Origin of the sequence: Desulfitobacterium sp. THU1, from assembly GCF_038181555.1 — a bacterium.
Taxonomy (GTDB): domain Bacteria; phylum Bacillota; class Desulfitobacteriia; order Desulfitobacteriales; family Desulfitobacteriaceae; genus Desulfitobacterium.
In genome coordinates, this window is sequence record NZ_JBBWUA010000019.1 from 34,455 (window position 1) to 49,350 (window position 14,896).

Consider the following 14,896-nt stretch of genomic DNA (forward strand, 5'->3'; position numbering starts at 1 on the left):
GCCTCCTTGGCTACTATACCTTCACATCCACTACAGATATTTTTACATCAGGATACTGAGTCACCCTAAAGTCAACATCCCCGCGCTGATAATTGGCGTCGATGGTGCCTTTTTGTGGACTGTAGTTAACTTTGCCAGGAATCACGGTAATCTGCGCCGGATTTGCTTGGTAGTGGATGTCCGGGGGTGCTATCGGTTCAAAGCTTAGCTCACCTTTAGGGTCGAACCTAGATTGGAAGGCTAATTCAGCAAAAGCATTAGCGGGGTTGGTAATCTGAGCCAAACGATTCCCCTCGGCAACCGTCGCCGCAATTGCGTCCAAAGCCGCTTGCCTTCCTTGGGCAGCAAATTCTCTGGATAAGGTTGATCTGGTTTTGAGACCGATGGAATCATAATATTCCGTATTATCAATGGTGAGTTCCCCCTGTGGTTGGCGAATTTCCAACCTTGGCGGGATTGTTTCCATTTCAACCTTAGGCAAAGTAGTTTTTCGATTCACTTGAGCGTTAATCGTATTATATTCAAGACGAATCGGATAAGACTGAATGTTAAGCTGGAGCATTGACAACACCCCTTAGCGCATGAAGTCTACAAGTGAAGGCTGGATAATCTTGGCCCCGGTTGACAAGGCGGCTTGATAGACATTTTCAGTGGTTTTAAAATCCACCAGAGTTGCAGCGATATCGGCATACAGAACATTGGCGAGGGAATTAGACATGTTAGCCGAGGTGGAATCCAACTGAGAATAGATGGAGTCCATGCGGTTCTGACGCGCACCCAATTCAGCACGAAAATCCACAATGTGGTCAGCCTGCTTCTCTAAATCCGTGATGCTCAAATCGAGTTTTGGCATTGAGGGATCCTTTAAGTCTGCACTTAGTTTATCCAGAATTCCTAACATACCGATTTTTGTCATGTCACCAGTATTTGTATATGTATAATTAGGAGGAATCGATGCATCCGGCATATATTCCCGTCCCACACCGAATAAATCCCGCCCATTAACAGAGACATCGACACTCAGATTACTACCCACTTGGAACTTCATGATATCATTAGAACCCGCCCATGGAGTTGTTCCTGGAGTTGACCCCGGTGGGTATGGCTCCACATTGGCTGTCCCACCAAAAACATATTTGGTGCCGACGCGGGTATTGGCAAACTGCATCATCTGTTCCTTAATCTGATCAACCTCGATGGCCATCTTTTCTCGATCTTCCACTGAATAGGTCCCATTCGCTGCTTGAAGTCCTAACTCCTTGGCTCGTTGAATCAACTTGGTCATCTCACCTAAGGTATCATCAACTGTGTCCAAATAGGATATTCCTTCTTTGGTGTTGGTTTTCCACTGCTCCACATGGGAGATGCTGCTTTTATAACGCAGGGCATTCTCGATTCCTACCGGATCATCGGAGGGACGTGTAATTCTGCGCCCGGAGCTCAGTTGGTCTTGAAGTTTATCCATGCGGCCTTGGGCCGATTGGAGATTGCGTAATAGGTTATTCGAGAGCATATTATTAGTAACCCGCACGGGATTCACCTACTTTCCGGGGATCTTGCCCCCTCATGATTTGATTTAGCATCTAGCTATTGTTTATCGCGTAATGCCCATACCGTTAACGATGGTGTTGAGCATATCGTCCAGCATAGTTACAATCCGTGCGGCTGCCGAGTAACTCTTTTGAAAGCGCACAAGATTGGTCATCTCCTCGTCCAGAGAAACTCCAGACAGGGATTCCCGCTGGTTAAACATATGGTTAACAAGAACGGCTTGACCCTCGGCCATCCGGGTAGCTTGCTGGACATCAACTCCCAGCTCAGAAATGGAGGAGCCATAAAAGTCCCCAAAAGAGGCAGCAGATATAGCCGCTGGTGGCGTTCCACCAAGTGCGGTCCAACCCGAGGATAAGGATGAAATTTTTTGGGCAACTTCCCCGTCTCCATAAGTGACCGAACCAGTGGCAATCAACCAAGGATCGTTTATCAGATTAGCATTTATGCTAATGTTAGCTGCAGTAATAGGAACTCCATCATCAAAGAAAACTTCTCCAGTATTTCCTGCTCGATCTATACCACCCGCATGAAGAGAATTCACTGTTTCAGCGATTCCAGCAGCCAAATCATTATATTTTTTCCTTAGATCGGAAAGATAAGCATTTTCCTTGTCTTCTCCGCCAACAAGATCATAACCAGAACCGCGCAATAAAAGATCGGACTGCAGTTTCCCCATCTTATCACCTAAGCTCACTGTGTTTCCAGCTAAGTAAGGGTGTCCGGCAGCCCATCTCACCTCAGCAAAGGGAAGCCCATCGGCTCCCGTCATCACTGGCTCTGCTAACTGATAAGCAGTAGTATCATCAACAAGAATATTATTCACAGTCTTATCATCACCAATATATACTTTAAAGATATTGACCTCACGATCCTTGAATGTAGCATCACGGCTTTCCACAACGCGCACATTCACCAACTGTGAGAGTTCATCCACAAGGGTATCCCGCTTGTCTCTTAGATCATTGGGATTGTCTCCTGCTACCTCTGATCTTTTAATCTGGAAATTCAGTTCCTGAATCTGTTGAGCAGCGACATTGATTTGATCAATCTGAACACGGACACTGGAGTCTAGACCCTTCTGCATTTCAGTAATCTGCTGGTCGATATGGTGAAATGTATCAGCAAGGGTGGCTGCCCGCTCGAGAAGGACAGACCGAGAACCCAGATTCTCCGGGTTCTTGGATAATTCACTCCAGGCGTTCCAGAACTTGTCCAGATCATTACTGAAGCTGTTGTCATCAGGTTCATTAAGTAGCTCTTCGACTTGATTTAAATTGTTTTGCCGGGCTGACCAGTACGACTGCTTGGTGTTTTCCCAGCGATATTGCCGGTCCACAAAAATATCTCGTGCCCGCTCGATGCCCTGTACGGTTACTCCTGTGCCGACAGTCAGGTTATGCCCCATGCTAGGGATACTGCTGGGTATGGTGGCTTGAAGGTTGACGACTTGCCGGGTATAACCCTTACTATTGGCATTGGCAATGTTGTGCCCTGTGGTATCCAAGGCGGTCTGTTGGGATTCTAAGGCCCGCCGTGCAAGCTCTAGTCCTGAAAATGTGGAGCGCATAAGAATCCTCCTCTAAATGCTTCGATCTAAAAAGTGAACATTGCTCTTCGGTTCATTTTCCTTGCCCCCAGGACGAGCATAAGTGCTACCACTGGGTTGGGCTGTAATTAGACCGAGAGTTAAGTCAATCACTCTGATCGCTTGTTTTAAAAGCTGAGTGTTTAATTCATTGACTTCACGTAAATTAGTGAGAACGGTATCTAGTTCTGCCTTAACCCCTGCTAATTCAGGGAAACGCTCTGCCAACTCACTTAAGGTTATATTTTCAGGGGCTTTGCCTAACTCCTTGGCTATCTGCTCGGCCCACAGAAGACGTTCCTTTTCCAAACGGGAGGCTTCGATAATAAGCTGCTCTTCTCGAACAGTTGCTGCTTCTATCTCATGGAGGTTATTGTTCACCAGTGCCTGTTGCTTGTATTCTGCGAACATCTTAAGCTCCTCGTAAAGAGCCGCCTGTCGTTTTAGATTATCATTGAGTCGTTTGATCTCAGGCACAGTGCAACCTCCTTATGTCATCTGGTCTCTTACTCGCCACCCAACAGCTTGGCTGCGATAGCTTGAGCATCGATTCTGAATTCCCCTTGATTGATTCGCTCGGATATTTCACGAATCCGATCTTCTCGAACCTCCGGCATTTCCTTGATCTTCTGTAGAAGGTTCTGGTAAACCTGCCCTTTGTCAGATACCTTCATCCCATCTTGCTCAAGACCAGGCACGGCAACCCTTCTACTAACGGTTGTTACTCGGTTAGTCGCTTGAACACTGCCGATTGAGGATATTGATGTTCCATCAATTTTCATACGAATCCACTCCCGTACACACTATCTTAATTGTATTATCGGCATTCTCCTCAAAAACATAAGGGATTGTTATCGTAAAATATCTAATTTATAATCTATATTTCTCTGTTTTTCTCTGATTAACGCGTTCTTTCCTCGGCAAAGGAAGTTTTTTGTGTTAGTGCTAGTCCCTTATCTCATTTTCCTATATAATCAATAGAGTATGGAACCTGCTTTAGCATAATTACCTGATATTGGTGCTTAAGGCCTATAAAGATTTCTGAACTTTTTTACGATAATACCATATGCCCTCATGTTTTATTCAGCCCATGAGAAATCTAACGCAAAGGAGGTGGCCGGGCAGCCGGCCGTTACACAATGGACATTACAACAATTCTCGGGATACTTATTGGTTTTGGTGCATTAATCATAGGTTTCCTTCTTGAAGGTGGCCATCTAAACTCTCTTTTCCTCCTGCCTCCAGCAATTATCGTTTTTGGCGGTACCTTTGGAGCAGTCTTTGCTAGTTTTCCATTGAAGGAAATGAAAAAATTCACTACCTGGATTAAAATCGCCTTCACTGAAAAGACCTACGGCACTGCAGAGGCATACGACATTCTGATTCGTTTTGCTGAGAAAGCACGCCGAGAAGGACTGCTCAGTCTCGAACAAGAATTAGAAACTGTCGAAGATCGTTTTACACGCCAAGGAATGCAGCTGGTCATCGACGGTACAGATCCAGATATTACTCGCGAGATTCTTGAATCTGATATCGCCGTAATGGAAAAACGCCACAAAGTTGGAATCTCCGTATTTGAAGCGGCTGGGGGCTATAGCCCGACCCTCGGGATTATCGGAACGGTAATGGGCCTTGTGCACGTTTTGGGAAATTTATCAGACCCTGAAGCCCTCTCCAAATCTATCGCCGGAGCGTTTCTAGCAACTCTCTACGGTGTAGCCTTTGCAAATCTTCTCTACCTTCCCATCGCTACAAAGCTAAAGCAAAAGGATAGGTTTGAAGTGGCTGCCATGGAAATGGTGATGGATGGAATCCTCTCCATTCAAGCAGGTGAAAACCCCTCTATCCTTAAAGAGAAGCTTAAGACGCACCTCGGGAGCATGTCTGAGCCCGTACAGGTTCGTGATGAAGCAAGATCAGAGAGTCTTGGAATCAACTAATGTTAAGTTAAAAATAAGTTTGAAATAGAGACAATAACTTAAAGCATAGAATTTAGGTGAGATAATGGCAAGAAAAAGTGGTGGAGAACCCGAAAAAGATAATTCGGAACGTTGGCTTCTTACATACTCCGACCTTATTACCTTACTCATGATTTTCTTCGTGGTGATGTACTCCATGAGCAAGGTTGATGCCGATAAATTCCAGGCCATGGCTGAATCGCTCAGCATTACCTTGGGAGGAGCCTCAACAGCCCAAGTCGAGATTGGAACTTCTCCCGCGGGGCCGAACCTAATCGAGACGTATCCTACCAAGACACCCGAACCTTCCGGGGATACCCTAGAAGAAGGAAAGGGTGCAGGTACCGGCAATGCGGATATCGAGAATATGACGATCGAATCAATCAAGCAGAAGCTTGATAAATTTGCCTTCGATAATCAGATCGAAACCAAGCTGGTCTCCTCTATTGAAGAAAGAGGTTTGGTCATCAGTATTCAAGATACACTCCTTTTCGAGAGCGGCTCAGCGGTCATTACCCCCCGAGCACGCGAAATTCTCGAAAAAATCAATAACGTTCTGGCCTCCGCACCCAACTATATCAAAGTCGAAGGACACACAGATGACCTTCCCATTAATACCGACCGTTTCCCTAGCAACTGGGAGCTATCTGTTTTACGGGCAACCAATGTCCTCCATATCATGCAAGAAAGAATCCCTGCTGAGCAGCTTTCTGCCACAGGCTACGGGGAATTTCGCCCTGTGACCACCAACGATAACGAAATCAACCGCGCCAGAAATCGTCGCGTCGACCTCGTTATCCTTCGCTCCAAATACGACTTAACGGAGCCGGGACAGTCCCTAGAAGCCGATCCAACTTCAGGCACTCCCCCAACTCCGTCTAATAATCAGTAACTCAACAATTATACTGGCGAATTTACTGAGTCATCGTTATAGTAGAGTAATACTATACCTTATCTAATAAGACCTTAGCTAATAAAACCTTAAACTAATAAATCTCTAAGCTGATAAATCCCTAAACTAATAAGTCCCTAAGCTAATAAGTCTCTAAGCTAATAAGCATCACAAGAATAAAAGAGTTCACCCTCTATAGGTTACTTTAGAGTTTACCCTATAACCCCAAGATATTACCCAAGGATTTTATTTTACAAAAGTGAACGCCTTCTAAGCGAGCGGCGACCAATCTTCGCGAAAAGCACGTAGCGGAGACGGGTTGGAAACAGGACGTTTCCAACCGCCTAGAGAGCCAAACAAGTGCGAAAAGCTCGCCCGCTTTTCGGGATGGCGATTTAGGCGGGCACCCGTCGGAGCGAAGTGCTTGAGCGTTAGATTGGTCCGCGCAGCTTACTGAGTGAACGATGTAAAACAAAATCCTGGAGACCACCCTCCTAGGATAACACTCTAAAAACCGTTCTAACCTAATAAGCCAGATGCTTGACGGCCCGATAAACAATATCCGTAGCCAACTCGACTTGCTCAATCTTCACATTCCCCAGCGAATCCTGTGGCGTATGATTGTTCACCAGCCACTCTCGAGCCAAGAGGGTCACTGCTGGGATGCCCGCTTGGGCAAAGCTCATCTGATCACTGTTATGGCCACCGCTATCCACCTGCATGGCACTGGCGCCGGCATCGGCTGCTGCCTGATGAACCGCCTGGTAGGCGATATCCGTGGTGTTTTCAGTCCAGAGACCAAAGTTGCCGATCATGCCATTTCCTACGGTATCGACGTTCACGACCGCTTTAATTCTCTCCAGAGGCACAGTGGGATTCGCTACAAAGGTCTTTGAACCTAAAAAGCCAAGTTCTTCTGCACTCCAGAAGGCAAAGACTACCGTCTTGCGCGGTGTCTCTTTCTCCCGAACCAGACGGCGGATGACATCGAGTACGCAGGCTACTCCGGAGGCATTATCATTGGCTCCCGGATAGATCTTACCATCATAAACTCCCAAGTGGTCATAATGAGCAGATAAGACTATAACCTCTTTTTCCGTCTTTCCCATCAGACCACCTAGTAGGTTTAAACTCGGAGCACGTAGCATTTGAGTATTACCAACAGAGAAGGTTAAACGGCTACCAGCAAATTCCTCTTTGACCTCCGGAATGGTAAAGGCTTGGGCATAGCTCCGTTCTTGGTCTCCCAAAGGTTTCAAGCCGAGTAAACTCATTTCCCGTGACAGATACTGGGAAGCGCGACCTTCGCCTGCCGCACCCGCTCGCCGGCCTTCCATCTCGCCAGAGCTTAGAGTTAGGATATCATCCATAGCCGTTCTGCTTAAGCTTTCGGACTGGAAATACTCATTAATAGTTTGGGCTTCCGGCGGGATAAGATAGAGCTTAGCCCGAGGCTGTGCCAACAAAGGCTCCACAACCGATTTTACTTTGTAGCCTACACCGGTCCACGGTAAGGCCATGGCCCCGAGACCAAGGAGTATTTTCAAGAATACCCGTCTTGTTTGCATGAACAACGTCCTTTCAAGTCCATTACAGGGGGAATTAAGATGCCGCTACGAATTAACGGGTCTCAACAAACAGAGTCCCTCACCCGCTCCTCTGGCTCATCTCCAAAGGGAGATCTTGATTTCAACAAGGTCCTCACTCAGACTCGGAAGTTACAAAGCCAAGAGCTTCAGGAATTTTTAACTCGTCTTGAGAAAAAGGGACAGCAGCTCGCTGAGAGCTTCTCCCTGCGTGACCTGACCGATTTCAAAGACATGGTCAAATCCTTTTTGCGTTCGACCTTTGGTCAAAGTCGTCAGGTCTCAGAAGAGTCCTTTTGGGATTTTCAAGGACGACCCAAGGTGCTTTCCCGAATCAACGAAATTGATAAGGCCCTTGAAGAACTCGGACAAAAGGTGCTGGATACCCAGGCCAAGCCTCTAGAAATTCTCACACAAGTCGACGAAATACGCGGCCTGATAATCGACCTATTGGGATGATTCACTTAAAATATTATACATGAAATGAGGTACCACTATGGCTAATCTAGACAACACTACCTACGAATGGTTTGTTAAGGCATTCCACCCGAAAAGCGGGTTGGATCTAAACTTTTATAAGCAAAATCAAATGGAGCGACGTATTAACAGCTTTATGTCCTCCCGTGGCTATAAAAATTATCCTGAATTCATTAAGGCTCTTGATCTGGATAAAGATCTCTACGACGCCTTTTTCAAGCATTTAACGATCAATGTCACCCAGTTTTTCCGAGATACCAACCAATGGAAGACTCTGCGCGAAGAGATTCTCCCCAAGCTCCTAGAAAAGAAGGCACCTATAAAAATCTGGAGTGCCGGCTGCTCGAGTGGTCAAGAACCCTATTCCATGGCTATCACCTTGATGGAATACTTCCCGCAAGCTCGCTTCACGATCTTAGCTAGCGATATCGATGTCAACGTGCTTGAACAGGCGAAAAAAGGAATCTACAAAGAAGCTGATTTCGCGAGCACGGCCCCTGAGCTTATTCCGAAGTATTTTACACCTGTGGATGGAGGCTACCAAATTAAGGATCAGGTCAAACGAGCGGTAACCTTTCAGAAGCAAAATCTTCTCACTGATCGCTTTGATTCTGGGTTTGATTTACTCGCCTGTCGCAATGTAGTGATCTACTTTACAGAAGATGCTAAGGATATGCTTTATCGCAAATTTGCTGATTCCCTAAATCCAGGAGGGATTCTTTTTACGGGGAGCACAGAGCATCTTTTTGGGATGAGTCATTTGGGCTTTAAACTCGTCTCCTCTTTCTTTTACCAAAAGCAGCCCTAATCGTCAATAGTTTCTTTTGTCTATCCCATTATATCTGATGAGGGATCTGTCGCAAATCGTTGGTGAATAAACGAAGGTGGCAGACCCTTAAGACCCGAAATAATCGTTCGTTTCTAATCGACTTTTTACTCGCCTATTTGCCAAAATTCTTTCATCAAACCTAATATGCGAGCGAGTCAAGTGGGTACCTGGGTATATTTTGTCGGACATTTCACTTTCAAATCTCTTTGGATTTTGTTAAACTTAAGTTAACATTCACTTTACAAATACTAGGTCAAGCGGCTAACTAAAACTAAGAGGAAGGTGGGATTTCTATTGTACTTCCACGATAATCTTATCATCTGTTATGTCCAAGACCCCAGCTGTGATCGTTTTCTCTTCCAGCTGGCAGGCGGAGAGGTATGTGAGGTAAGCAAGGAGGTGTTCTTTGCCCAATGGCGAGAGTACCGTGACTTCGAGGCAGCACGTGCTCTGGAAGAAGGTGTAGCTTATCGTCCACTGCCTGTGAACATGTCCTTCACCTGCAACATCAAATGTCTGCCCATCAATATGAATCAGAGGCGCAAACGTAAATCGGCTTATTTAATGCAACAGCCCATGCTTGCCCATGGCTAATGTATAGGAAAGAGCTGAAAACGGATGCGTCTTTTGTTTTATACAAAAAAGGGACTTACATAGTCCCTTTTTTGTGTGTCATATTCTATTGTAGATCTTATTCAGTTATTATTTTGTTATTATTCAGTTGTTCTCGTTCTTTCTTAATGCCATTAGGATGTGGGATTGGATTGTTGGTATGCAGCTACCAACTCATCGACGTGATATGTCATCCCTTTGCCTTTGTACTCCAGCGAAACCTGCTGGGCTGCGGGATTGTATCCAATATACTTCATCCCCAACTGTTTTGCCATGTTTGCCAGTTCAATACGCGCGCCTCGTCCTAAGTCTTGAAATTTCATTGTGCACACGCCCCTTATACCATTTTCTCTCTGTAAGGTAAATCTCGGGTGTCTGGAGTACAGTATTCAGTTTTCGAGTCTTCTAAGAAAGACAACCTGCGGCTCAGCAAAATGCTTTGTTAACACTTTGTTAACCCGATGTTAAGATTATCATATCCTATTCATTCTCGTGTTGCAACTTGCTTTTCTACATTTTATAAGTCTTACTCTTTTGCTTGTCTCACGACATCAATGACGGTTCCATCACGGTATTCTACCACAGCCACGACGCGGTCCGTAAATTCTATCGTCTCCGGTACGCCGGTTAAGCTCTCGGATATTTTTTTCAGTTCTTCAATCGTTATAATCGGCAAATCACTGTCTTTTAGTTTTTCCAGAAGATCTTTGCGGCGCGGGTTAATAGCGATTCCTCGCTCCGTAACTAGAACATCGATGGTTTCCCCCGGTGTCGTCACGGTGGTGACCCGATCCTTAATAACCGGCAGCCGTCCTTTGGTGAGGCTGGTCACGATAATCGCAATCTTCGAGCCTGCCGCAGTATCATTATGCCCTCCGGAAGCTCCCATGATGACGCCATCAGAACCGGTTACTACGTTGACATTAAAGTCTGTGTCGATTTCTGTGGCTCCCAATATCATGACATCCAGGTTGTTGACGATGGCCCCTTTATCATGAGGGTTACCATAAAGGGAACCGGACATCGCCTGATGGCGGGGATTTTCTCGGTAAGAGGCTACGGCTTTTAAGTCGAAGCACTGAACATCAAAAAGATTTCTAAACAGCCCTTCATTGAGCATATCGACGATATAGCCAGTGATGCCACCGGCAGCAAAGCTTCCCACAACATTCTTTTCCTGCATGTACTTACGTACCTCAGCAGCAACGGCTAAAGATGTACCACCGGCACCGGTTTGGAAGGACATCTCGTTTTGGATATAGCCCGCTTCATTGATCAATTGGGCAGCCATCTTGGCAATGCGCAGGCCCACGGGATCCTTAGTGACTGTAAGAGTTCCTGAAACAATCCCATTGGCATCACCAATCGAGTCCACTTGAACTACATAATCGACGAAGTCCTGAGTGATTTCTATGGGGCAAGCCGGGTAAGGAGCGAGGTGGTCGGTAACCGCCACTACTTTATCCGCAAAAAAAGCATCTGCAACTGCATAGGATAGGGTACCACAAGCTGCAGGGCCCCCTACTCCGTTGACATTGCCATAGGCATCGGCAGTGGGTGCAGCAATAAATGCCACATCCACGTGTAAATCACCGCTTTCAATGGCCCGCGGACGTCCTCCGTGACTCATGAATACAGCAGGATGCCTCAAGAGGCCTTGGGAAATGGCTTTCGCCACAGGTCCCGGCGAAATGTAGTTTACGGAGATCTTGGTAACGATTCCCTTTTTCATATAATCCACAAGTGGCTCGTGGATAGGGAAAATCCCGGTTGCGGCTACATGAATATCTTTGTAGCCCCGTTGAGCGACGACGGCCATCACTTGATTGAGGACATAATCCCCATTTCTCAAGTGGTGATGGAAGGATAGGGTCATCCCATCTTTTAGGCCCACTTTGTCTAAGGCTTCTTCAATACTAGCTAAAAGCTTCTTCTCTCCTGGTTTAACCGAGCGAAGGGTAACCGAGGCTTTGGCTCTCTCTCCGTAATTGGCAAAGGCCCCCATGAAAGGTTTAACCTCACCATATCCTTCTATATAATCTGGAATCTCTCTTCCAAGTATATTTTTCATGGTACTTCTTTCATCCCTTTCCTAAATCGTGATTTACTGAAAAATGGTATTGAGAGTATCGACTTGGCGACCATCCAAGGCTAGTTTACCGGTAAAGCCCAGTCGTCTTGCGGCCGAAGCGTCATTGGCCAAGCCTTCGTAATCATTACCGTCTGAAAATATGGTGTCGATAGCGTCGATTCCGGCGGCTCGGCAGGCGATGCCAACTCGGCCACGCACATAGTAGAGCTCTGCTCCCTCTTTTGTCCGTTGTGTACCAAACTCAGCCATGAGTCCTTCCCCGTTGAACCACAACCCGGTCACCCGAGGTGAAGAGGATATGAGCTGATTAATATTTTCTATACCTGAAGCGGTTTCCAAAATAGGAATGATCTCGATGGACCCCTCGGGAAACCCTTCCTCTTTTTCTATTTTAGTTAGCAGACCTTCTGCTTGCTTAATCACTTGCTCGTTTGCCTTGGGGATAATGAGAGCACCTGGCTTTACTCGGGCAATACGATCCAAGTCTTTTTGTCCCTCTTCCGTATCGAGTGGATTCACTCGAACCATTACTTCTACCTGAGAATAGTCTAAGAAGCTCAAGGCTTCTCTCACCAAATTACGGGCACTATCCTTGTCTGGGGCTGCTACCCGCTCTTCTAAATCAAAAATCACCACATCCGGATCGAATACAGGTGCATCTTGAATGTGCTTAGGATTGTTACCGGATATAATCAAAAGACTTCTTCTTAGCCTTTTCATATAAAAAACGACTCCCTTCTTTTCTCCTTAGCAATAAATAAAACAGTGTTTCAAAACCATTTTATAAAACACTTACCCTTAAAGCTTTGTCCTAGACAAGAGCTCTCTCCAAGGCAGTTTGAACACGAGCTCGAATGGTGTAGTTCAAGGCCCCTTTATCCTGAACCTTAACAGTGACGTCTTCTGCACCCATTTCCGCGACTTGGTCCTTGACTACTTGCTCAATTTGCTTGCCAAATTGTTTGAGGATAACGCGTTTGGTTTCCAGCTGAACTTGAACCCCGCCTTTTTCATTAGGCGCTACGGTTACAAGCACGTCATTGGATTCTAAGGCCCCTGCTTGTGCTGTTTTACTGATCTTCATAAAATCCCCTCCTTAATTCTAAAATATTTTAACGGAAATTCTGCCGTCATTGGCTTATTTCCGCTTTTAGCTATGAACCCTAATTCTCTACAGCAGATTTATCTAGCTTATATTTAATACGGTTGCTTAATCTCGACAATTTATGCTAATAAAAACCTACTATTCTTTTTAGTTTAACCCCATATTTCCTCCTTTGACAATAGGATTACCTTATGTTGCAAAAGTTTGAAAATTCGTTCGTATTAAGAAAAAATTTGCCGAGACAATGACCTCTGAATCGATTATAATTCAGTTAGCTGCTTATTAAGCTAAGATCAGACTTATTTCACATTCATAAGGAGGCGTCTTTGTTGAGTATTTTTGAAGCTCTGATGTTGGTGTGTTTCGGGGCCGCCTGGCCTTTTTCTATTTATAAGTCTTATGTATCCCGTTCCGTGGAAGGCAAAAGCGCCTTCTTCCTGATCATTATTTTAATAGGCTATGTCGCTGGTATCCTCCATAAGCTCTTCTTCCAATATGATTTAGTTATCTTCCTCTATGTCTTGAATCTCATCATGGTATCGACTGATTTTATGCTCTATCTGCGCAATCGCCGCCTGGCTAAAATTCATCAACAGATTTCCTAATCCTCCACCAAATCACCGATAGTAAAAGATAGAACAGGGCACGATATTCATAGAAAAATATTAATGGGAGTGACTTAGCTTGAGTGAAAATAAAAGCGAATTGGAAGAACGTCTTATGGTCGGTTTACACGGAGCCCCCGAACTCAAGCTGGGTGAGAAGCTTGAACATCTTGGGGTATTTCGAGAACGTATATTGAAATTACTGACCAAGGACCAAGTTGACGATAAACAGGTTTACCCGGAAATCGAGGAGGCACTGAAAGACCCACGGTCTACCCGCCTCCTCCTCAATGGAGATTTAGCCTTTGATTTTCGCGCCAAATATATAAAAATTGCTCGGCAATACAATAAACCTTATACAGTCGTCAACGACCCAAAGTTAAAAGGAGAAGTCGGCCTTGTGGTGGCTTCTGATCAGGCGGTGGATGTCGAGCAGGTAGAAGTCGAATAGATTGGACTTTCTACGGCTTTAAGACAACTTTGATACAGTTATCCTTCTTCTCGTCAAATATCTCATAAGCATGCTCTCCCTTATCCAAGGACAACCGATGAGTGATGATATCTGTAGCATCAAACCGTCCAGTTTTAATATGATCTAGGATCCGATCCACATAAGAATGAGCAGGACATTGTCCCATTTTTAAGGTGATATTTCTAGAGAAGAAATCTCCTAAAGGAAATAGATTATACTTAGCTCCATAGACACCCACTAAGGACACCGTGCCACCTTTGCGTACTGCTTGGGTGGCAATTTCAATAGCGGACTTCGATCCTCCTTGGAGCTTCAAAATAGTCTCAATCTTTTCGATCGTAGAGGCTTTACCATCCATGCCTACGCAATCAATGACAACGTCTGCGCCTCCGCGGGTTATCTCCTTTATATATTCCCCGGTATTATCATGTTCTTCAAAATTAATAGTTTCCACACCGTAATTCCGATAAGCATGGTCCAGCCTATAGCTGATGTGGTCTACGGCTATCACGCGCTTGGCTCCCTGAAAAATAGCCCATTTTATGGTCAGTAGACCCACTGGTCCACACCCAAGAACAACAACTGTATCTCCCTTTTTGACTCCACCGTTTTCTACTCCCCAATAAGAAGTAGGCAGTATGTCTGTGAGAAATAGAACCTGTTCATCCGTTAGTTCCTCTGGAATAATTCTAGGTCCCACGTTGGCGTAGGGAACTCTTAGGTATTCAGCCTGTCCGCCATCATAGCCTCCAAAGGTCGAGCTGTAGCCAAAATAAGCCCCCGTTTCCCCATTGCTATTGGAATTATCACATTGGCTCCACAGGTCATGTTCACAATACCAGCAATGCCCACAGGCGACGGGAAAGGGAACAATGACTCGATCGCCTTTTTTTACCTTATAAACCTCGTCTCCAACTTCTTCAACTATACCCATGGTTTCATGCCCTAGCACAAAACCCTCCGGCATATTGGGCACCATACCGTGAATGAGGTGGAGGTCCGATCCACAAATGGCTGCCGAAGTAACTTTAACGATGATATCATCTTGGTTGATTATTACTGGGTCACCTACATTTTTAACTTTTACATCTCGAACTCCCTCATAGACAATAGCTCTCATTAAGTACAC

The 14,896-nt window shown here is 45.4% G+C and carries 18 protein-coding genes; 7 read left to right on the forward strand and 11 right to left on the reverse strand.

Annotated elements, in window-relative coordinates; genetic code table 11:
- Positions 1–13: 13 nt before the first annotated feature.
- The 5 genes from AAC978_RS13230 to flgM form a co-directional block, all read right to left on the reverse strand.
- The gene (locus AAC978_RS13230; protein ID WP_341548539.1) at positions 14–562 is read right to left on the reverse strand and encodes a DUF6470 family protein; all 549 of its coding nucleotides are present in this window, start codon (positions 560–562) and stop codon (positions 14–16) included.
- 12 nt (positions 563–574) lie between these two features.
- Positions 575–1,531 carry a flagellar hook-associated protein FlgL gene (flgL, locus tag AAC978_RS13235; RefSeq protein WP_341548540.1) on the reverse strand — a complete coding sequence of 319 codons (957 nt, stop codon included), beginning with the start codon at positions 1,529–1,531 and terminating at the stop codon, positions 575–577.
- Positions 1,532–1,594: 63 nt separating this feature from the next.
- Positions 1,595–3,121, reverse strand: a complete 1,527-nt coding sequence (flgK, locus tag AAC978_RS13240; RefSeq protein WP_341548541.1) for a flagellar hook-associated protein FlgK — start codon at positions 3,119–3,121, stop codon at positions 1,595–1,597.
- Positions 3,122–3,133: 12 nt separating this feature from the next.
- Positions 3,134–3,616, reverse strand: coding sequence for a flagellar protein FlgN (locus AAC978_RS13245; RefSeq protein ID WP_341548542.1), 483 nt, complete (start codon positions 3,614–3,616; stop codon positions 3,134–3,136).
- A gap of 29 nt (positions 3,617–3,645) precedes the next feature.
- Entirely contained in the window at positions 3,646–3,921 is a 276-nt protein-coding gene (gene flgM / locus AAC978_RS13250) for a flagellar biosynthesis anti-sigma factor FlgM (protein ID WP_341548543.1), read from the reverse strand.
- A gap of 357 nt (positions 3,922–4,278) precedes the next feature.
- On the opposite strand from flgM, the gene AAC978_RS13255 reads away from it, so the two are divergent.
- Both AAC978_RS13255 and AAC978_RS13260 read left to right on the forward strand, forming a co-directional pair.
- Positions 4,279–5,079, forward strand: a complete 801-nt coding sequence (locus tag AAC978_RS13255) for a flagellar motor protein (protein ID WP_341548544.1) — start codon at positions 4,279–4,281, stop codon at positions 5,077–5,079.
- 64 nt (positions 5,080–5,143) lie between these two features.
- Entirely contained in the window at positions 5,144–5,989 is an 846-nt protein-coding gene (locus AAC978_RS13260; protein WP_341548545.1) for a flagellar motor protein MotB, read from the forward strand.
- A 524-nt stretch (positions 5,990–6,513) separates the two neighbouring features.
- Here the strand turns inward: AAC978_RS13260 and AAC978_RS13265 are convergent.
- Positions 6,514–7,557, reverse strand: a complete 1,044-nt coding sequence (locus AAC978_RS13265; protein ID WP_341548546.1) for a M28 family metallopeptidase — start codon at positions 7,555–7,557, stop codon at positions 6,514–6,516.
- A 39-nt stretch (positions 7,558–7,596) separates the two neighbouring features.
- Here AAC978_RS13265 and AAC978_RS13270 point away from each other — a divergent pair, with 39 nt between their 5' ends.
- From AAC978_RS13270 to AAC978_RS13280, 3 genes are all read left to right on the forward strand, one after another.
- A complete protein-coding gene (locus AAC978_RS13270; RefSeq protein ID WP_341548547.1) occupies positions 7,597–8,034 on the forward strand; it encodes a YaaR family protein in 438 nt (145 codons plus the stop codon).
- A gap of 37 nt (positions 8,035–8,071) precedes the next feature.
- The gene (locus tag AAC978_RS13275; RefSeq protein ID WP_341548548.1) at positions 8,072–8,860 is read left to right on the forward strand and encodes a CheR family methyltransferase; all 789 of its coding nucleotides are present in this window, start codon (positions 8,072–8,074) and stop codon (positions 8,858–8,860) included.
- Between the two features lie 303 nt (positions 8,861–9,163).
- Positions 9,164–9,475 (forward strand): hypothetical protein, encoded by a 312-nt coding sequence (locus AAC978_RS13280; RefSeq protein ID WP_341548549.1) that lies wholly within the window; start codon positions 9,164–9,166, stop codon positions 9,473–9,475.
- 152 nt (positions 9,476–9,627) lie between these two features.
- Here AAC978_RS13280 and AAC978_RS13285 read toward each other — a convergent pair whose 3' ends face one another.
- The 4 genes from AAC978_RS13285 to citD form a co-directional block, all read right to left on the reverse strand.
- The gene (locus AAC978_RS13285; RefSeq protein ID WP_341548550.1) at positions 9,628–9,816 is read right to left on the reverse strand and encodes a hypothetical protein; all 189 of its coding nucleotides are present in this window, start codon (positions 9,814–9,816) and stop codon (positions 9,628–9,630) included.
- 203 nt (positions 9,817–10,019) lie between these two features.
- On the reverse strand, positions 10,020–11,564 hold the full coding sequence (citF, locus tag AAC978_RS13290) for a citrate lyase subunit alpha (RefSeq protein ID WP_341548551.1): 1,545 nt from the start codon (positions 11,562–11,564) through the stop codon (positions 10,020–10,022).
- 33 nt (positions 11,565–11,597) lie between these two features.
- Positions 11,598–12,305: an HpcH/HpaI aldolase/citrate lyase family protein gene (locus AAC978_RS13295; RefSeq protein WP_341548552.1), complete on the reverse strand. Its 708-nt coding sequence runs from the start codon at positions 12,303–12,305 to the stop codon at positions 11,598–11,600.
- Between the two features lie 91 nt (positions 12,306–12,396).
- Complete coding sequence (citD, locus tag AAC978_RS13300) at positions 12,397–12,669, reverse strand: citrate lyase acyl carrier protein (protein ID WP_341548553.1); 273 nt, start codon at positions 12,667–12,669, stop codon at positions 12,397–12,399.
- A 350-nt stretch (positions 12,670–13,019) separates the two neighbouring features.
- On the opposite strand from citD, the gene AAC978_RS13305 reads away from it, so the two are divergent.
- Both AAC978_RS13305 and AAC978_RS13310 read left to right on the forward strand, forming a co-directional pair.
- Entirely contained in the window at positions 13,020–13,295 is a 276-nt protein-coding gene (locus tag AAC978_RS13305; RefSeq protein WP_341548554.1) for a hypothetical protein, read from the forward strand.
- Between the two features lie 79 nt (positions 13,296–13,374).
- Positions 13,375–13,746, forward strand: a complete 372-nt coding sequence (locus tag AAC978_RS13310; protein ID WP_341548555.1) for a YueI family protein — start codon at positions 13,375–13,377, stop codon at positions 13,744–13,746.
- A 10-nt stretch (positions 13,747–13,756) separates the two neighbouring features.
- Here AAC978_RS13310 and AAC978_RS13315 read toward each other — a convergent pair whose 3' ends face one another.
- Entirely contained in the window at positions 13,757–14,887 is a 1,131-nt protein-coding gene (locus AAC978_RS13315) for a zinc-dependent alcohol dehydrogenase (protein WP_341548556.1), read from the reverse strand.
- Positions 14,888–14,896: the final 9 nt, after the last annotated feature.